Here is a 17749-nt window from a genome sequence, read left to right on the forward strand (position 1 = left end):
CGCACGCGGCGGCCGCACGCTGACCGCACACGCCCCCACAATGGCCGATATTCCCCCTTCAGCCCGCGAGCCGCCGCTCGGCACTGGGCGGTCGTCCCGTCCAGCGGATGTAGGCGCGCCGGAAGTCCCTGATATCGCTGTATCCGACCTCACGCGCGACGACCGCGACCGGCAGGCTGGATCCCCGAAGCAGAAGGATCGCGTGACGCTGTCTCACCCGGTCTCTTATGGCGCTGAAACTCTGCTCGGCCACGGCCAACTGACGGCGCAGGGTGCGTTCGGACATATGCAGATGACCGGCGACGTCGGCCGCCGATAGCGGATGACGCAGGTCCCGTTCGAGAACGGCCTCGACCGCGGCCACCACATCGGACTCCTCACGGCCGATACCCAGCAATCGGCGGCAGGCGTCGACCGCGAGCGTCCGGGTGGGTTCGTGGTGGGTCGAGAAGGCGATATCGAGTGCCCTCGCGGGAAGGAAGGCGCGATTGGCGTCGGCGCCGAATTCCACCCGGCAGCGCAGGAAACGCGCGTACTCCGAGGCATATGGCGGGGGCGGGTAGGTCAGCTCCACCCGGGACGGTGACCAGTCCCCACCAACGACCGTGCGCGCGAACACCATCAGAGTGGACAGGGCTTCTTCGACGAGGAACCGGCGCAGCTCGGGCTCGGGCCGACGTTCCCGGAACCGCAACGCGACCTCGTCATCGAAGTACTCGAGATCCACGTCGACGAGGCTGCCCGAGGCCAGATGCAGATCGAGCGCTACCGACACCGCGTCGCCGACCGTGGCACAGGAGCGCATAGCGACCCCGAGCATCCCCATCGACAGCAGCATGTCCCGGCCGCCCACCAGCATGCCGAGCGGCTTGTCGGGCATGTCCCGCACGGCCCGTCGCAGCACCGCCGCCGCCTGGCGAAACGACACCTTGACCGTATCGGCAGCCAGCAGGTGCGCGACATCGAGCCCGGTACCGACGAACCACGCGTCGACCTCGACTCCTACACGTCGGCCGATCTCCACGGCCCCGCTCAAGATGGTGGGCGGGATGATCGGCAGATCGATTCGTTCGTTCATGCGGCCCGATCCCCGGACGGCACCAACCTCAAGCTGGTCACATGCCCAAGAGTAGGCAACACCGCGGTTTACCCGCCGATTTCCCGTATGAAAATCTTGTAAATGCCACGCAACTGGACAAGTGACCATGTAGCTTCATGCCCCAAGTTCTGAAGCACTCGATATTGGAGTCCTCGTGGTGGCAGAGAATTCGAAATCCCTTCCCGCTCGGATCGGCGCGAAGATCCGCACACCACCCGCGACTTGGCTGACACGGGCGCTGATCGTACTGGTACTCGTCGTACCGACGCTGTTCTCGGCCGTCTACATGTGGATCATGTGGGACCCCGAGCTGTACTTGAAGCACGTTCCGGTGGCCATCGCCAATGACGACACTGGAGGCGTCTCCGACGGCCGGACCCAGAACATCGGTGCGGACATCCTCGACAATCTCACCGGCAGCGGCGAACTGGAATTCCATCGGGTCAGCAGCGCCGAAGCTGATCGTGGACTGCGGGAGAACCGCTACGCCTTCTCCGTCGTCATCCCCGGGGACTTCACCCGCAATGTCCTGACCGTCACCGACCCGCAGCCCAAGCAGGCACGAATCACGGTGCTGTACAACGACTTCAACGGCACACTCGGCCCCGCCGTCGCGAACAGCGTGGTGACCGAGGCGCAGCGCGAGATCACGAAGACCATCGGCCGCGAGTACGCCGGGCAGATACTCGTAGGCATCAACAGCCTCGGTTCCGGACTCGGCGACGCCGCCCAGGGTGCGACGCAGCTGGCGGAGGGTGTCGGTCAGCTCGCCGACGGTTCCGGCCAGTTGAAGGTTGGCCTGGACAGTGCCGCTACCGGCTCCGCGCAACTCGCCACGGGCGCCGGCGATCTGCGCACCGGAGCGACCCAACTCGCCACGGGAGCCGGGCAATTGGTCACTGGCACAGACCAATTGGGGTCGGGAGCCGTGCAGATCCGCGACGGGGTGAACCAGATCGTCGATCCCCTGTTGGCGCTGGTCAAGCCCGCGGGCGCTCTCGCAGACAATCTCCGGCCGCTACTGGAGCGATTGCGGGCCGATCCGGCGACCGCCGACACCGCCGCCCAGTTGACCAGCCTGCTCGACCAGCTGAGCAGCACCAATCCGGATTCGCTCGCCGGTCAGCTGAACCAACTGCATGACGGCACAGCCGAATTGGCTCGCCAGCTGACCGATCCGAAGGCCGACTACCGCGCCGGAGTCCTCGCCCTCGCCGACGGCGGCGGTCAATTGCGCGACGGCGCTGGACAACTCGCCACCGGGGCCAACGAGCTGGCCACCGGGCTGCGGCAACTCGACGAAGGCGGCCGTCAGCTCCAGGACGGCGTGACCCAGCTCGGCGACGGCGCGAACCAGCTCAACGGTGGACTTCGCGACGGCGCGGCCGCGGCTCCGCACATCGCGAACACCGACGGCTCCGCGAACATGGTCGCCGAGCCTGTCGTCATGGATATCCGCAATCAGGAACCGAGCCAGATCGTGCGCAACGGCGACCGGAGCCACAAGGAGATCGCGGGTGGCGCGGGCCCGGTCATCGTGGTGATGGGCGCTTTCCTTGCCGCCGTCGTGCTGTGGATGCTGTTGCGCCCGTTGCGAGGTCGGGAGTCCGGATCGCCGTGGCGTCGCGCTGCCGGTCCAGTGTTGCGCGGCAGCGGGATCGGCCTGGTCTGCGGTATCGCCCTCACGGCCGCGGCGGCGGTCTACGCGAGCTCGGTCGGCTGGGCACCACACCAGTGGCCGGCCATGGCGGCGGTCGTGGTCCTGGTCGGAATCGCCGCCGCCCTGACGACCCAACTGTTCGTCGTCCTGTTCGGGCAGACGCCCGGCTCGATCGCCGCATTCGCGTTCTTCATGTTCCAGACGTTCGCCTTCGGCGGCGTATTCCCCTCCGGCACAACACCTTCCGCCTTCAAACCGTTCGAGGTCATCGCGCCGATGACCTACGCGCGCCGCGCCGTCGTCCGCGCGGACATCGCCCTCTACGACCAGATGTTCTGGGTCTCGATTCTCATGCTGCTGATGATGATCGCGGGATCGGTCGCCCTCATGATCAGCGTGCGGTACGCCCGAAACCGGATGACCGACCAGCCATCCGCCCACCCGGTACAACTGGTCCCGCAACCGACTTAGGAAGCCTTGACGGGACCACGGAACCGGCGGGTTCGAGTCCCCGATAGCGCACCTCTTTCGGGGTTCGGGACCCATTGATGTGCGCTAGCGTGCGAGGGCTTCCCCGATTGGCATCCGGTGGCTGACAGGCAGAGACCGCAGACCGCCACCACTGGTTACGAAAGCTTCTCGCCCTGGCCAGCACTCAACGCAGATCCCCGTAGGCACCATATGGGTGCCTACGGGGATCTAATACTGTGGAGTACATGACAATAGAACGGTTCGAGGTCCAGAGACAGATCAGCGCTTCACCCTCGGAAATCTTCACGCTGCTGTGCTCCCCCGAAGGGCATGTAGCCATCGACAGTTCGGGCATGCTGCAATCGGCGGAGGGAAAGCCCGTCACCGGCGTCGGCGACGAGTTCATCGTGCACATGGACCGCGAGTCGCTCAATGACATCCCGATGGGCAAGTACGACGTGACAGTGATCATCACGGAATTCGAGCAGGACAGGCAGCTCGAATGGACAGTCTCGGGCATCATTCAACCCCCGATCGAGCACCTGTACGGCTATCGCCTGGAGCCCAGCGACATCGGCACACTGGTCAGCTCGTACTATGACTGGAGCAAGATCGCGCCCCGCTACCGCGAGGCGGCCGCCTTCCCGATCATCCCCGAGTCGGCACTCCGAGCCACCCTCGGCATCCTCGCCCGCACTGTACAGAGATCGTCCCTCGCGGCCAAGTGATGCTTGATCTACTTCCACGGCGATTCGGAATACGCACTGCGACTGGGCGATTCGCTACCAGTCGACGGCGATAGGTCGCACGGCCCCAACGAGCCGGTCCGGCCACCGATCCGCTTCCTGGCCATCACGGCCTGCTCCAACAATCACATCGTGAGCTGATCCGATCGAGGCACCGATCGCGCCAAATCGCACCGCGTTCACGTTGACGTCCCCGGCGTCTCGGCAGACAAGGTCACGGTCGTCTCGTTCGCTGACAAGGACAACGATCTACAGACTGGAGAAGCGAACTCAACCGCCGATGTCGAACTCGGGCTCTATTCGATCACTGCTCTCACCGGTCGGCGACCAGACTGACCGACGGCGACCGCGCATCGCACACCGCGGATCAGAAACAGACCACACCGCCATGGATTGAAATCGACTGCCACGACATAATTCTCGAATGACTTGGGCAGTTCTGATCGCACTCGTCGCGTTGGTAGCTTCCAACGCGTGGAGCCTGATCAGTCTCCGACGAGCCACCTCCGACAAAGCGGACACGAAAAGTGAACGACTGCGTGCTGCGGTCGCTGAGGTTGCCCATTACGTGAACGCATGGACAACCACGTCGACGAGGTACACCTATCTGCTTTCTCGTGAACCGATCCCTGGTGGGTCCGGTCCCAGTTCGGAGGCGGTAGCAGAGCTTCGCGAGCTAGCAACACGACAGCTCGGCGCGCTCAGCGACCTGAACCGCACCTTGCTGGCAACCCGCCTGCTGGTCGCAGAAACCGCCCCTGAGTACGGACCTGAACGACGAGGGTCGGTACTCAACTCCACAACCAGCGGCGAACAACCAATGCTACGGCCGATCAATACACCAGCTCACCTTATCGAATTGGGTCGCCATGTCGATCTCACGGTGCAACTGCTCGACGTGATCGACCGAGCGGTCGAGCAGAACGCGACACAGATGACCCGCACTGCATTTGCTGTCGAGTTCGCGGAGCATCGCGGCAAGATCCGGGCTGCAGCGGATGAACTCGTAAAAAGTCAGCTACCCACCACTCAGAGAGCGCCTCTCGGTCGCACGCGACGCTGAATCTCTCGGCGAGGGGTCCTCTCCACCAGCCTCGCGGAGACTCCTTCATGAGTCGGACCGGATCACGCACACCATTCGGCCCACCCTTCAGGGTGGGCCGAATGATATTGCCCTGTCAGGGCTGCGCGGGGTCATATGGTCAGTGCCTTGTAGGTGGTGGCGATCCCGTCGACGATGCTGGTGTTCGCCCGCCACTGCGGGTGTTCGGCGGCACTGCGGGAATCCGTTGCGCCGTAACGTCATTCACCCAGCCGTGGTGGTGCCGGCTACCGCAACGTGCAGCCACCGGCGGTCCCGACACTGACGCGGCCTGTCACGCCGCGGGCTGCCCTGCGCCGACACGCATCTGCACCGTTTGGATCACATGGGCGCACAACGCACCCGACTCGTCTGTGATCTGGACACTCACCACCACCGCGGAACGGCTGACGCGCATCGGTGTGGCGACTGCATGCGCCACTGCGTGGACTGGGCGCAGGAAATGCGTCGTCGAGTCAGTCGTCGCGGGCAGCGCCCCCGGCACGGAGTTGAGGGCGGCGCACACTGCGGCTGCGGCGTCGGCCAACCCCATCAGCGCACCGCCGTGCAGTCCGCCGCCCGTTGTCGACAATTCGGCGACGTGGGTCAGGTGGGCGGCGACTGCTGAGGGTGTGAGTTCGGTGAACTCCACTCCGAGAGTGCGGACGAATGGAGCGAGTCGGTAGACGTCTTCGGCAGTAAAAGTCATGGGTACCTCTCTTGTAGAGAGATCACTCTACAGCGAGTTCTAGAGTGTAGTCTCTACAAGGTGGTGAGATTCGTACACGACACCGCGGTGATCCTCGACACTGCTGCGCGGCTACTGGCCACGGAGGGTCCCGCCGGCGTCACGATGTCCGCAGTGATCCGGGAATCCGGTGCACCGAGCGGGTCGGTCTACCATCGGTTCGCCGATCGGCCGTCGTTGCTGGCCGCTCTGTGGAACAGAGCCGTCGGACATCTACATCGGAACGCGTACGCCCTATTCGACAGGGACGATCCGGTCGAGGCGGCCACCGCGATCGCGGGCCACGTCGTGCGGTGGTGCCGCAACAACCCACTCGACGCACAGGTCCTGCTCGCGGGTATCCACCAGTTCGCGCCTCAGAGCTGGCCTGCCATCGCACGCGAGGAGCGCGCTGCTGAAACAGCGCGGTGGGATGCCGCTGTCCGCGGATTGGTCCACTCATTACGCACTGAAACCGGATTGTCCACGGCGACAATCATTCTCGCCGTAATCGACCTACCTTATGCGGCGGTGCGGCGATATCTCACGGCCGACCGGCCGATACCTACCGAACTCGACACCCAAGTACCCGCTATGGTCCGCACTCTCCTGAACAGCAGCCATAGCGAGCAGCCCGAATTTCACGGGACCAGCGCAGGTTGACGACGTCTTCGCGACGCACAGCCTCCTCGGCCCCGTTGATCTCGTGTCGATCACCATCGCGGCCGCCGGCGAAACCTATTCGGATATCAGCAGTCTCGCCTCGCGACTGATGACCCCCCAGCAGCCCGGCAACGCGCTGGGCCTCGGCGTGCTCGATACCGTCGCGATGCACCGGCAGACGGTCCCGCTCGTCGCCGGTGTATCGCGAGGTTTCGCGCTTCAGCTTGCCTACCTGATAAGTACCGGAATCCTCACCGTTGCAGCGCTTCTCGCCGTTACGGTCTCCGCAGCAGCACGGGCACAGCGGAACTGAGTGGACCGCGGTCAGGAGATTGCCTGACGGGCCTCCTGACCGAACGATCCGAAAGGCAGGGAACCGGCCGGGAGTTCGAGCTCGCCGGATTCCAGCCGTCTGCGCAGGTATCCGAAGATCTGGGCGGTCTGCGCGAACAGATGCTCACCGGCACGCAGCGGGGCACGCTGCGGGCGGTCTGGTGAAATGAACTGCGGCAGTGGCTGCACCACCGTGTCGTAGTCGACGTTGAAGAACAGCGGGAAGGAGTAGCGCTCCTCCTTCACCTTGCGGACGCGATGTGTGGTGGCGACGAATTCGCCGGCGGTCCACAGTTCGAGCATGTCGCCGATGTTGATGACGAAGGTGTCGGGAAGCGGCGGGACGTCGATCCACTGTCCCGCGCCGTTGAGCACCTCGAGGCCGGGCGCGGTGGGTTTGAGCAGGGTGAAGCATTCGAAGTCGCTGTGCGCGCCGATGCCGACCGCGTCATCGGCGGATGGATCGTACGGGTAGTGGATCAGGCGCAGCTGGCTCGGAGTCTTGGTGGCGTAGCGCAGGAAGGTGTCGGGGTCCTCGTCGAGCGCGATGGCGAAGGCCCACAGCAACTGCCGCCCGATATCGATGACGGCCTGGTAGTAGGCAGTCACCGTGGTGTCGAAGCCCGGGAGCTCGGGCCAGACGTTGGGGCCGAGCATGGGGTTGCCCGCCAAGTAGTCAGGATCGTCGGCCGGCAGGTCCAACGCGGTGTCGAAGGCTTCCTTGAGGTCGGGTTTCACCTTGGCGGCACCCTCCTCGCCGGTCGGCACGTAGCCACGGTGGCAGCGGGAGAGCCCGATGTAGGACCGCATCTTCTCCTCGAGCGGGAGCTCGAAGAACGCCTCGGTGGCGGCGAGCAGTTCGTCGAAGAGTTTCGGGTCGATGCCCGTTCCGCTGATGTAGAAGAATCCGACTTCCCGTGCGGCCTTGCCGATTTCGGCGGCGACGGCGTGGCGATCGGACAGCTCATCGGAACGAAGTCCTGAGATGTCGATCACCGGGACCGAGGTGAACGAAGTCACTTTGCTCATGCGGTCACGTTTCCTTCCGTGTAGCTGATCCGCCAGTCATGTTCGGGTGCGGCCCAGAGGGATTGCAGGAATTGCCCTTCCCGATAGGGCAGGGATGAATCGGTGATCAGCCATTCCCCGTCGGCGATGGTGCCGAGCGAAAGCTCCACGGCCCCGGCGGGATCGCGGTGTGCCCAGCCGAACAGGTCGCCTACCCGGAGCACGAGGGCGCTGCCTCCGGCTGGAGATTCGAGATCCATGGCCCAGCAGGGTCCGGGGGCGGCGGCCCGTATCCAGTGCTCGAAATAGTCGGCGTGCACCCCGGCTTCGACGAGCACGCCGTCGGCGTAGCTCATCGCACCCTCGTCGGGATGCGGTCCCGGCGGCTGTAATTCGACTCGCCGCTGCCAGTGGAAGATGTCCGCGCGTTGGGTGAGCGTGCCCGCGAATCCGTCCTGAGTGTCCAGCCACGCCCAGTGGCCGGCGGTCAGATCGGCGGCGCTGCGGACGCCGGAGAAGTCCGGTCGCGGCGTCGCCCGGCGCAGGTCCACGAACCGGGTGATCCCTTGCAGCCAGCGCACATCCGTCGTGGTGTCATACACGCCGCAGGGATCCACGAGCAGAGTGCGCTGCCACAGTCCCGCGCAATCGGTCATCGACACCCTCGACTGCGACTCCCCCGCCGTCATCCGCCGAACCGTTCGTGGAAGTGCGTGGTCCAGCGCGGCCAGGCGTGCGGATCATGGCCGGGGATCAGCGGATAGCCCAGGTCGGCGGCGAGCTTCTTCAGCTTGCGGATCGGCTCGATGGTGTCCTGGGCCTCGACCCCGACGAAACCGCCGATAGCCAGTTCGTGCTCGATGTTCTCGGTGAGATCAGCGGCGTCGAAGGCGAATACGAACCCGCCGCCGCCCACCGACCGATCCAGCTCCACCACGAAACTCTGGTGACCGGGGGTATGACCGTAGGTCGGCACGGCGGTGATGCCGGGTGCGATTTCGGCCTCGCCGTCGGCGAGCCGCCAGTCGATACGTGGATCGTCATAGTCGATGCGGGCCATCGCATGGTGTTCGGGCTCGGGGTGATTGGACATGCCGTATTCGAGTTCGCGGCGCTGCGCGTGCACCGGCACCTTGCCGGCGAACAGTTTCAGCCCGCCCGCGTGATCGTGGTGCAGGTGGCTGACCGCGACCGCGTGGATGTCGTCGATGTCGATGCCGATGTCGTGCAGCGACTCCTCGATCGGCTCCCCCGGTCCGGGCAGCACCGGAATGTATTCGACGCTGGGATAGAAGCGTCGATATAGCGCGGGGTCCCGGATCAGGGCGGTGTTGAATCCGGTGTCGAGCAGCACCCAGCCGCCGTCGGTCTGCAGCAGCACGCCCGGGGTGGGTTCGCGCAGTCGCTCGTGCGCCGGGGTTCCGTGCACCGAAATGGCTTTGGGCAGATCCTCCCAGCCGAGGGTCAGCAGGACGATGCGGCGTACCGATCCACTCATGGCTCAGCCCACCGACAGTGCGGCCAGCCGCAGCGAGTACGGCTCGGTCACCATGTGCGCCTCGGTGACGCCCTTCAGCCATGGCTGCGCGGCCACGAAGTCGTCGACGTCGGCGATATTGAGCCAGCACCCGGTCCCGGACGCCTGGGCGGCGGCCTGCGAGAAGACGTCGTCGGAGCCGCTACCGCGGCCCGCCGAGAGCGAGGAGTTGAGCGCGGGATCCGAGCAGTTGAGGAAGTTCAGCCCGCCGTCGCGGTCGAAGTTGATGTGCCCCCACGTGTACGGCGAGGGCGCGTCCGGCCAGCCCACCATCAGCAGCATTTCAGGCGCGTCGTCCGCGCTGGTCCCCGGCCAGCCGAAGATCTGGGAGGTGGGGTAGCCCTGAACCTTCGCCGTGATGCCCACGGTGGCCAGTTGGGTCTGCACCAGGTTGCCGACCAGCTGGTTGTCGGGACTGCTGGAGTCGTAGCCGATGGTGACCGTCTTCTGGTCGGCGGGCAGGCCCGAGACGATCTTCGCCAGCGCCGAAGTGTCGTGCGTGATCGTCTGTTTCGCGTATTGGGCCGCCATCATATTCGGCGGGTACACCTGCGCGCCGACCTTGCCGCGACCGGAGTACGCCTGCTGCACGATCTGATTCACGTCGATCGCCTGCAGCAGTGCCGAACGGGCGGCCTGATTGGTGAACATGCCCTTGTGCGGGTTCACGTAGAAGTAGTTCGACATCATCGTGGGCAGTGAGTAGGTCGCGAACTTGCTGTTGCCGATGTAGGACGACACCGCCGACGAGGGCAGGTCGTGCAGCACGGCGGCCAGCTGGCCGTTGTTGAATTGCAGCTGCTGGGAGGAGGTGTCGGTGACGACCGGAAGATCCACCGTGGTGAAGTACGGCTTCGCGCCCCAGTAATCGTCGAAAGCGCCCAGGCCGTAATGGGATCCGACCTTGGCGTCGGTGAGCATGTACGGTCCGGTGCCCAGATCGTGGGTGGTCAGATAGGTCTGGTCGGCGTCGGATCCGGCGTTGCTCGCCAGCCCGGTCGGGCTGAGCATGCGCGGCCCGTATGGCGACGCGAGGTAGTCCAGGAACACCGAGTTCGGGGCCTTGAGGGTAATGGTGGCGGCGTAATCGCCCTGGGTAGTGACGGATTCGATGTCGGAGACCATGTAGGCCGGACCCTGATTCACCGCGAGCCGCCGATCGAACGATGCCTTGATCGCCGCCGAGGTGAAGGGCGTGCCGTCATGGAATTTCACGCCCTGGCGCAGCGTGAAGGTAAAGACTTTGTTGTCTGGCGAGGCGGTCCACGAGGTTGCCAGCAGCGGTTGCAGCTGCGCCTTCTCGGTGCCGGGCGCAAATTGCAGCAGGCCCTCGTAGATGTTGGTGGTCAGCAGCAGCCCCTGCCCGGCGTAGTAAACGTCCGGGTCCGGCGGCTGGCCCGGATCCTGCAGGAACGATAGGTGCAACACCTTGTCCGTCGGTGCGGCATTGGGGGTCTGGCTGCCCGAGCTCCCGCAGGCGGTGAGGGTGAGAAGCGCGGTGGCGGCGAAAGCTGTTGCGGTGAGCAGGCATCGGGCGGGGCGGATCATGGAGGTTCCTTCGGTGAAGATATGAGGGCAGGTCAGGGTCAGACGGCGGCGACGCGCGGATCGGCGGCCGCCTGCAGCAGGTCAACGACGGTGTTGATGACGACGTAAGTGGCACCCAGCAGCAGGGTGACCCCCGCGATGGCAGGGAAGTCGGCGACCGGAATGCTCTGCGCGATGTACTGCCCGATGCCCGGCCAGCCGAACACCTGCTCGACCACCAGCACACCCGAGAACATCAGTCCCACTTGCAATCCCGTCATCGACAGCGCCGCACCGACACAGTTGCGCAGCACGTGCCGCAACAGGATGCGGGCTGGGCCGAGCCCCTTCGACTTGGCGGTGCGGGCATAGTCGCTGTCCACGTCGGTGAGCAGGCTCGAGCGCAGCACTCGGCCGATGGCCACCGCCGGGCCGAGCGCGATCACCACTGCGGGCAGCAGCAGATGGTTCAGTGCGTCGCCCACGACGTCGAACCGTCCGGCCAGCAGCCCGTCCACGGTGAGCAATCCCGTTGGGCCCGTGGGCGCTCCACCGATCGCGGAACGGCCGTTGGCGGGCACCCAACCGAGCCGCTGGTAGAACACGATCAGACCGAGGATGCTGAGCAGGAACATCGGGGTCGAGGCCCCGGCGAACAGCACCGCGCGCAGGATGCCGGAGCCCGGCCAGCGCAGGGTGGTGGCGAAAGCCAGCAGGGTCGCCAGCAGCAGCGCGATCACCAGGCCGAACAGCGCCAACTCCAGTGTAGCGGGCACGAAACTCGACAGATCGGTGCTGACCGGCCGGCGGGTGCGATAGGAGGTGCCGAAGTCGCCGTGCGCGGCCGCGGTCAGATAGTGCCAGAACTGCACCGGCAGTGGACGATCCAGGCCGAGCTCGTGCCGCCGCGCAGCGATCGCTGTCTGCGAGGCCGAGCCGCCCAGCTGGGCGTGCACCGGATCCAGCGGCGAAATGCGTTGCAGGACGAACAGGACCGCGGTCAAGGCGATGAGGATGGCGACCATCGAGGCCAGCCGGGAGATCACGAAACCGCGCACGCTACCGCTCCTTCTTCATCAGGTTGCGCAAGCAGTCACCGGCGACGGTGCCGACCAGCGCCAGCACCGTGACCCCCAGCCCCGGCATCACCGGAACCCACCACTGCTGCAAGAAATAGCTGAGGTTGCGGGCGGCGTCCGCGCCGAGTTCGGGTGCAGGCGCGGGCTGTCCGAGACCGAGGAACGACAGGGAACTCAGCGTGAGAATCAGCGTGCCGAGGTCCAGGCTGGCCGCTACCAGCGCACCGGGCACCGCGCCCGGCAGCAGGTGCCGGACCGCCAACCGGATCGGCCCCACCCCCGACAGCTTGGCCGCCTCGACGTGTGGTCGCACGGCCAGCGCTGCGACCTCACCACGCACCAGCCGCGCGTAGAACGGCCACCAGACGATGGCCACCGCCAACAGGGTGTGGGTGAAGCCCGGCCCGAGCGCGGCCACTACGGCAATGGCCAGCACTGGTCCGGGCAGCGCCAGGAACCCGTCGGTGATCCGCATGAGGACCGCATCGATCCAGCGCCCGGCAGCGCCCGCGATCACCCCGACCAGGCCGCCCACCAGCAGTCCGCTCGCCACCACCGCGAGGGCGGCGAACCAGCTGGCCCGCATGCCGAAGAGCACTCGGCTGAGCAGGTCGCGGCCGATATTGTCGGTGCCGAGCAGGAATCCTCCCTGCCCCGGCGGGCGCAGCGGCATGCCCACCGGCACCAGCGGATCATGCGGCGCGAGCAGCGGCACCGCGAGCGCGACCAGGGTCACCACCGCGAGCAGCGACACCCCGAGCCAGTTCAGCGCATTCGGAAACGTCCTCGGTACCACCGTGATTCGGGCGGCGCGCAGCCGGGTGAGCGCGGGTAGTGCGACGGTCATCTCAGCTCACCTTCATTTCGATACAGGCCACCTGGTGGGTGCCGCCGGGCATGCCCTCGAGCCTCAGGTCGAGCTGGTCGTCGCGGCAGGTAGGCACGGCGATCGGGCAGCGCGGATGGAAGGCGCAGCCCGGTGGCGGCGAGAGCGGGCTGGCGGGTTCGCCGCGCGGTGCCACCGGGTCCTGGCCAGGCTCCGGGGCCGAGGCGATGAGAGCCCGCGTGTAGGGATGCACCGGATTGCCGAGAATCTCTTCGGCAGTGCCGATTTCGACGATGCGCCCCAGGTACATGACGGCGATCCGGTCGGCCACCACCCGGGCGACCGCGAGATCGTGGGTGACGAAGACGACGGCCATGTCCAGGCTGCGCCGCAGCTCACCGATCAGGTTGATCACCGAGGCGGCGAGGGAGACGTCGAGCGCGCTGGTCGGTTCGTCGCACAGCAGGATGGACGGTGGCATCACGGTGGCACGGGCCAGCGAAACCCGTTGCCGCTGACCGCCCGACAGCTGTTCGGCCCGGGCCCGCGCCACCTCCGGCATCAGCCCGACGCGTTGCAGCGACGCGGTGACGGTCCGCTCCCGTTCGGCCCGGGAGAGTCCCGAGTGCAGCAGTCGTTCGGATATCAACTCGCCCACCGACATCCACGGGGTCAGTGACGCGCCCGCGTCCTGGAACACCATCTGCGGCCGCTGACCGTCGGACAGCGCGACCGTGCCGCGCGAGGCGCGCTCGAGTCCCGCGATCACCCGGAGCAGCGTGGACTTACCGCATCCGCTCTCACCGACCAGCGCCACGGATTCACCCCGCTCGACGCTCAGCGATACCCGGCGCAACGCGTGCAAGGTGGTGCGGCGTCGAATCCCGCCGACCGCAAAGGTTTTCGTGACATCGCGCACGGCGACGACCGGGGCGGGGCGCACCTCGTCAGGCACAGACTTCGCATCGATGAGGCTGTCGTGCGCACGACCGGGGTCCGGCTCGAGCTCGACCGTGGCGGCCGGCTCGGACGATTCCACCACATCGCCGTTTGTGCGTGTCGAAACGTCCTCCACCACAACGTCTATCGGCACGATGCAAGCGGACATGCGATTGTCCGAAACGGACACCGGGTCCGGCGGCCGCGTGTCGCAGGCCGCGGTGGTGTGCGCGCACCGGGGAGCGAAGGCACACCCCGCAAGCGGAGCGGCGGGGCTGGGCACTTCACCCGGCAGCGAGGCCAGCCGTTGCGTGAGTGGCGTTTTCAGCGTCAGACGAGAACGCAGCAGCCCGCGGGTGTACGGGTGGGCGGGTGTCTCGAGCACGTCGGCGGTCGGCCCGGTCTCCGCGATCCGGCCCGCGTAGAGCACCGCCAGCCGATCCGAGATCTGGGCCGCGACACCCAGATCATGGGTGATCAACAGGATTCCGCAGCCCAGCTCATCGCGAATCCCCCGCAGCAGCGCCAGCACCTGCGCCTGCACGGTGACATCCAGCGCGGTGGTCGGCTCGTCGGCCACGATCAGTTCCGGCCGCCCCGCGATCGCCATGGCGATCATGACCCGCTGACGCAAGCCGCCGGACAGCTCGTGCGGATAGCTGCGCATCCGCCGCTTCGGCTCGGGAATCCCCACCGCCGCCAGCAATCGCTCGGCTTCGCCAGCCGACCCGGCGGCCTCGATCACCTGCCTGCCGATCCGCATAGTCGGATTCAGGGACGTCATCGGATCCTGGAACACCGCACCGAGATCCAGCCGCCGCACCCGGGCCCGATCCCGCTCGGCACCGTGGGCCATATCGGTCCCGGCGACGGTCACCGTGCCGTTCAGCCGCGCGCTGGCGGGCAACAGCCCCAGCATGGAGAAGCCGAGAACACTCTTCCCGGAACCGGATTCACCGACCAGTCCGAGAATCTCGCCCCGCTGTATCGCGAGGGACACTCCGCGCAGCGCGTACAGGTCGCGACCGTCGCGCCGGAAGGTCACCCGGAGGTCGCGTACGGTAGCCACGTCGGTCACCGTCGTATCCAGCAATGCAGTGCTCATGAACGCTCCTACCGAATTAACCTGTCGCCCGATAGTTTTTCGGGCTCATCAGGCTTTTCGATGACGCGTGCGTATCACTTGTGCTGCCGCCGGTAACTTCTGGATTGCCGCCTGTTTCTGTCGAGTGACAGAAAACCCTGGCCGTCAGCCGTCAGTGCAGGTAGGGCATGGTTGGAACCAGGCGCATTGTTCTCACCCACCGTGACGTGTACGTAGCTGGATTCTCAACGTCTCCGCGAGTTTCGAGGATGGGACGTAGATCCGGATCTCATGCGCCGCAACGGTTTTCCAGGAGAATTGCCACCGGGGGCGCATCGCCGCCGAGGATGTCCGGCATGCCTCCACCGCCTTGGATCGAGACAACCTCGAATCGGACTGAAGCCGACCGATTCCAGGTGCCGGATCTAACTCCGACATCCGGAATCGGTTCGTGCCGGGGTCAGTTCAGTCGTTCGGCCAGCAGCGGCGCGAGGGTGCGCAGCACCTCGAGGTAGTCCCCGCTGACGACCTGCGGCGCGACATGGTTCGCGCCGGCGTGCACGTGTTCGGCGAGCCGGTCGGCGATCTGGGCGGCGTTGCCGTGCGCGACGACCGCGTCCACGAACCGGTCGCTGCCGGGCTGGGTCAGGTCGGTCTCGTCGAAACCGAAGCGGCGCAGGTTGTTCACGTAGTTGACCAGGCCCAGATAGAACCCGGCCTTCTCGCGGCCGGCGACCCGGGCCCGCGCGGTGTCCTCGTCGAGGACCACCTTGTGCTCGGTGACCAGCAGCTTGTCGGGGCCGAGGATGCCGCGCAGCTCGGCGGTGTGTTCGGGCACGGTCAGATACGGCAGGGCGCCGGCGGTGCGGTCGCGCGCGAGTTTCGCCACTCGCGGGCCCAGTGCGGCCAGTGCGCGGCCCTGCTGCGGGACGCCGCGGGCGTCGAGGATGTCGAGGTAGTTCACCAGGGCGTCATAGGGTTTGGTCCAGGTGCCGGTGTGCTCGGGGTGGCCGACGCCGATGCCGAGCAGGAACCGGCCGGGGAATTTCTCCTCGAGCCGCAGATAGGTGTCCGCGGCCGCCTCGGGGGCGGAGCCCCACACGTTGACGATGCTGGTGCCCACGACGATCGATTCCGATCCCGCGAGCAGTTCCTCGTAACCGTCCCAGTCGGCCGGCGGCGATCCGCCCAGCCAGACCGCGCCGTAGCCGAGATGTTCGAGTTCACGCACCCCTTCGGGGGTGAACTGCATGTAGCGCTGCCACACACCAAACTTGCCAAGGTGGTCGAATGCCATATTCATGAGCAAGAGAATCCTTTCGGGGGCTGCAGGGGCGGGTTGTGCTGGTCGGCCGGGTTGCAGTCGGTTGCACACGCTCGCGGGTTGCCAAGGGAGACTGGATCAGCACCGGCAAGTGTCTGCATCGGGCACCGGTGGCACGCGCTACTCAACCCAGATTGTCGCTAGCGCAAACCCGCTGAACCCACCGGTACCCTCACACTCTGCTGAAAGCTCGCCCTAGCGAGTCACAAGAATCTCATGGGATCAGCACAGGTTTGACGACGTCTCCGCGACGCATAGCCTCCTCAGCGTCGTTGATCTCGGCCAGCGGGAATGTGCGGATGAGCTCATCGAACGGGAACTCTCCGGCCTGCCAAAGCTCTATCAGCCGTGGAATGAGCTGCTGTGGAACAGCGTCGCCCTCGACGATGCCCTTGAGGGTCCGGCCGACGGCCAGCAGCGTCGGATCGATTATCAGGTCGCCCCGCAAGGCTCCGATCAAGCCGCAGACACCGCCCGGATGCAGCGCATCGATCGCGATCCGAATCACAGTCGGCACGCCAGTCGTGTCGACGGCGTAATCCGCGCCCTGGGTGGCCTGCCGCAGCAGGTCTCCGAGATCAACAGCGCCGCCGTCGAAAGTATGGGTCGCACCGTATTTCGCGGCAAGTTCAAGTCGACCCGGATTGAGATCAACCGCGACGATGGTTTCGGCCCGGGCAGCCTTGGCTGCCAGAATCGCCGCCAGACCTACCGCGCCGGCACCGAAGACAATAATGCTGGAACCCGGCTCGACCCTCAACGACTCGAGCACTGCGCCCGCGCCGGTCTGGAACCCACAGCCCAGCGGCCCGAGCAGGTGCAGCGGCAAACCCTTGTCCACCTTGACTGCGTTGCGAGCCGTGACCACAGTAACCGCCGCAAATGTGGACTGGCCGAACCACCGGGCCGAGACATCTTCGCCCGCAGCATCTTTCGCATTGGTCCCACCATCTACACGGCGGCCCGACAGATTGCGCGGAAAGAAAGTAGCGCAGTAAGCCGGACGCCCCGATTCACAACTCCTGCAACTGCCACACGAATCGAACGAAATCACGACATGGTCACCAACCTCGAGTTCGGTTACCCCGTCCCCGACCGCTACGACTGCGCCCGAACCCTCGTGTCCGCACACGAGCGGCAGCGGGAGTCCCTCCGCCACTCGTGGCAACAGGTCGGTATGGCACAGTCCGACCCCCGCGATACGAACGACTACTTCGCCCGGCCCCGGTTCGTCGAGAGTAATCGCCTCGATCGTGAACGGCCCCTTGGGCTCTCGGAGCACAGCAGCGGTGGTCTGGATCATTACGTCTCCACGTTGGTTAGGAATTCGACATTGTGCTCACCGAGTTCGGGCGGCGCCCCGACCTCGGCATTGGTGAAGCTCGAACAGCGCGCCGGGGTACGGATCAGTCTCAGTTCGCCCTCGCCCACGGTCATAGTGAGCTCGTTCTCCGCAAACAGCGGGCTGGTGACCACCTGTTTCCAGCTATAGGCCAGGGTGGCCATCAGCCCGGCGGCGTGTAGCAGTCCGACCCATTCGGCAGCGGTCCGCGGCGACAGCAAGTTCTCGATCTCGGTCTTCAAGTCCTCGAAGTTCATCGACCGCAGCCGCTGATCGGCGAAACGCACGAGTTGAGCTCCAGCT

Annotated in this window: 17 protein-coding genes; 5 read left to right on the top strand and 12 right to left on the bottom strand. The window is 65.9% G+C overall.

The window, feature by feature from the left end:
- Positions 1-58: 58 nt before the first annotated feature.
- Positions 59-1078, bottom strand: a complete 1020-nt coding sequence (locus tag ACFXN1_RS41210) for an AraC family transcriptional regulator (RefSeq protein ID WP_379444417.1) — start codon at positions 1076-1078, stop codon at positions 59-61.
- A gap of 178 nt (positions 1079-1256) precedes the next feature.
- On the opposite strand from ACFXN1_RS41210, the gene ACFXN1_RS41215 reads away from it, so the two are divergent.
- The 3 genes from ACFXN1_RS41215 to ACFXN1_RS41225 all read left to right on the top strand — a co-directional run bounded on the left by ACFXN1_RS41215 (position 1257) and on the right by ACFXN1_RS41225 (position 5039).
- The gene (locus ACFXN1_RS41215) at positions 1257-3230 is read left to right on the top strand and encodes a YhgE/Pip family protein (protein ID WP_379444416.1); all 1974 of its coding nucleotides are present in this window, start codon (positions 1257-1259) and stop codon (positions 3228-3230) included.
- Positions 3231-3475: 245 nt separating this feature from the next.
- Positions 3476-3958 carry a polyketide cyclase gene (locus ACFXN1_RS41220; RefSeq protein ID WP_379444414.1) on the top strand — a complete coding sequence of 161 codons (483 nt, stop codon included), beginning with the start codon at positions 3476-3478 and terminating at the stop codon, positions 3956-3958.
- A 442-nt stretch (positions 3959-4400) separates the two neighbouring features.
- The gene (locus ACFXN1_RS41225) at positions 4401-5039 is read left to right on the top strand and encodes a hypothetical protein (protein WP_379444413.1); all 639 of its coding nucleotides are present in this window, start codon (positions 4401-4403) and stop codon (positions 5037-5039) included.
- A 313-nt stretch (positions 5040-5352) separates the two neighbouring features.
- Here ACFXN1_RS41225 and ACFXN1_RS41230 read toward each other — a convergent pair whose 3' ends face one another.
- Positions 5353-5766, bottom strand: a complete 414-nt coding sequence (locus ACFXN1_RS41230; RefSeq protein ID WP_379444412.1) for a PaaI family thioesterase — start codon at positions 5764-5766, stop codon at positions 5353-5355.
- A 60-nt stretch (positions 5767-5826) separates the two neighbouring features.
- On the opposite strand from ACFXN1_RS41230, the gene ACFXN1_RS41235 reads away from it, so the two are divergent.
- Positions 5827-6447, top strand: coding sequence for a TetR/AcrR family transcriptional regulator (locus ACFXN1_RS41235; protein ID WP_379444411.1), 621 nt, complete (start codon positions 5827-5829; stop codon positions 6445-6447).
- A gap of 43 nt (positions 6448-6490) precedes the next feature.
- On the top strand, positions 6491-6760 hold the full coding sequence (locus ACFXN1_RS41240; RefSeq protein WP_379444409.1) for a hypothetical protein: 270 nt from the start codon (positions 6491-6493) through the stop codon (positions 6758-6760).
- Between the two features lie 11 nt (positions 6761-6771).
- Here the strand turns inward: ACFXN1_RS41240 and ACFXN1_RS41245 are convergent, their stop codons facing one another.
- From ACFXN1_RS41245 to ACFXN1_RS41290, 10 genes are all read right to left on the bottom strand, one after another.
- Positions 6772-7809 (bottom strand): isopenicillin N synthase family dioxygenase, encoded by a 1038-nt coding sequence (locus tag ACFXN1_RS41245; RefSeq protein WP_379444408.1) that lies wholly within the window; start codon positions 7807-7809, stop codon positions 6772-6774.
- Positions 7806-8444, bottom strand: coding sequence for a hypothetical protein (locus tag ACFXN1_RS41250; protein ID WP_379444407.1), 639 nt, complete (start codon positions 8442-8444; stop codon positions 7806-7808). Before ACFXN1_RS41250 ends, ACFXN1_RS41245 begins: the two co-directional genes overlap by 4 nt.
- A 29-nt stretch (positions 8445-8473) precedes the next feature.
- On the bottom strand, positions 8474-9286 hold the full coding sequence (locus ACFXN1_RS41255) for an N-acyl homoserine lactonase family protein (RefSeq protein WP_379444405.1): 813 nt from the start codon (positions 9284-9286) through the stop codon (positions 8474-8476).
- Positions 9287-9289: 3 nt separating this feature from the next.
- Positions 9290-10873: an ABC transporter substrate-binding protein gene (locus ACFXN1_RS41260; protein ID WP_379444404.1), complete on the bottom strand. Its 1584-nt coding sequence runs from the start codon at positions 10871-10873 to the stop codon at positions 9290-9292.
- 38 nt (positions 10874-10911) lie between these two features.
- Positions 10912-11910, bottom strand: coding sequence for an ABC transporter permease (locus ACFXN1_RS41265; RefSeq protein WP_379444403.1), 999 nt, complete (start codon positions 11908-11910; stop codon positions 10912-10914).
- Between the two features lies 1 nt (position 11911).
- Positions 11912-12778: an ABC transporter permease gene (locus ACFXN1_RS41270; RefSeq protein ID WP_379444401.1), complete on the bottom strand. Its 867-nt coding sequence runs from the start codon at positions 12776-12778 to the stop codon at positions 11912-11914.
- A gap of 1 nt (position 12779) precedes the next feature.
- Positions 12780-14801 (bottom strand): dipeptide ABC transporter ATP-binding protein, encoded by a 2022-nt coding sequence (locus tag ACFXN1_RS41275; protein WP_379444400.1) that lies wholly within the window; start codon positions 14799-14801, stop codon positions 12780-12782.
- Positions 14802-15240: 439 nt separating this feature from the next.
- The gene (locus ACFXN1_RS41280; protein ID WP_379444435.1) at positions 15241-16077 is read right to left on the bottom strand and encodes an LLM class F420-dependent oxidoreductase; all 837 of its coding nucleotides are present in this window, start codon (positions 16075-16077) and stop codon (positions 15241-15243) included.
- Between the two features lie 241 nt (positions 16078-16318).
- Positions 16319-17407, bottom strand: coding sequence for an NAD(P)-dependent alcohol dehydrogenase (locus ACFXN1_RS41285; protein WP_379463875.1), 1089 nt, complete (start codon positions 17405-17407; stop codon positions 16319-16321).
- On the bottom strand, positions 17407-17733 hold the full coding sequence (locus ACFXN1_RS41290; RefSeq protein WP_379440813.1) for a CoA transferase: 327 nt from the start codon (positions 17731-17733) through the stop codon (positions 17407-17409). The genes ACFXN1_RS41285 and ACFXN1_RS41290 overlap by 1 nt, the downstream gene beginning before the upstream one ends.
- Positions 17734-17749 lie beyond the last annotated feature (16 nt).

Source organism: Nocardia sp. NPDC059154 (assembly GCF_042755705.1).
Lineage (GTDB): Bacteria > Actinomycetota > Actinomycetes > Mycobacteriales > Mycobacteriaceae > Nocardia.

Bases quoted from the DNA above. Each gene is read 5' to 3' on its own strand.
- ACFXN1_RS41255 (WP_379444405.1), bottom strand. From the start codon at position 9,286: ATGAGTGGATCGGTACGCCGCATCGTCCTGCTGACCCTCGGCTGGGAG.
- ACFXN1_RS41210 (WP_379444417.1), bottom strand. From the start codon at position 1,078: ATGAACGAACGAATCGATCTGCCGATCATCCCGCCCACCATCTTGAGC.
- ACFXN1_RS41225 (WP_379444413.1), top strand. From the start codon at position 4,401: ATGACTTGGGCAGTTCTGATCGCACTCGTCGCGTTGGTAGCTTCCAAC.
- ACFXN1_RS41270 (WP_379444401.1), bottom strand. From the start codon at position 12,778: ATGACCGTCGCACTACCCGCGCTCACCCGGCTGCGCGCCGCCCGAATC.
- ACFXN1_RS41220 (WP_379444414.1), top strand. From the start codon at position 3,476: ATGACAATAGAACGGTTCGAGGTCCAGAGACAGATCAGCGCTTCACCC.
- ACFXN1_RS41250 (WP_379444407.1), bottom strand. From the start codon at position 8,444: ATGACCGATTGCGCGGGACTGTGGCAGCGCACTCTGCTCGTGGATCCC.
- ACFXN1_RS41245 (WP_379444408.1), bottom strand. From the start codon at position 7,809: ATGAGCAAAGTGACTTCGTTCACCTCGGTCCCGGTGATCGACATCTCA.
- ACFXN1_RS41275 (WP_379444400.1), bottom strand. From the start codon at position 14,801: ATGAGCACTGCATTGCTGGATACGACGGTGACCGACGTGGCTACCGTA.
- ACFXN1_RS41260 (WP_379444404.1), bottom strand. From the start codon at position 10,873: ATGATCCGCCCCGCCCGATGCCTGCTCACCGCAACAGCTTTCGCCGCC.
- ACFXN1_RS41230 (WP_379444412.1), bottom strand. From the start codon at position 5,766: ATGACTTTTACTGCCGAAGACGTCTACCGACTCGCTCCATTCGTCCGC.
- ACFXN1_RS41285 (WP_379463875.1), bottom strand. From the start codon at position 17,407: ATGATCCAGACCACCGCTGCTGTGCTCCGAGAGCCCAAGGGGCCGTTC.
- ACFXN1_RS41280 (WP_379444435.1), bottom strand. From the start codon at position 16,077: ATGGCATTCGACCACCTTGGCAAGTTTGGTGTGTGGCAGCGCTACATG.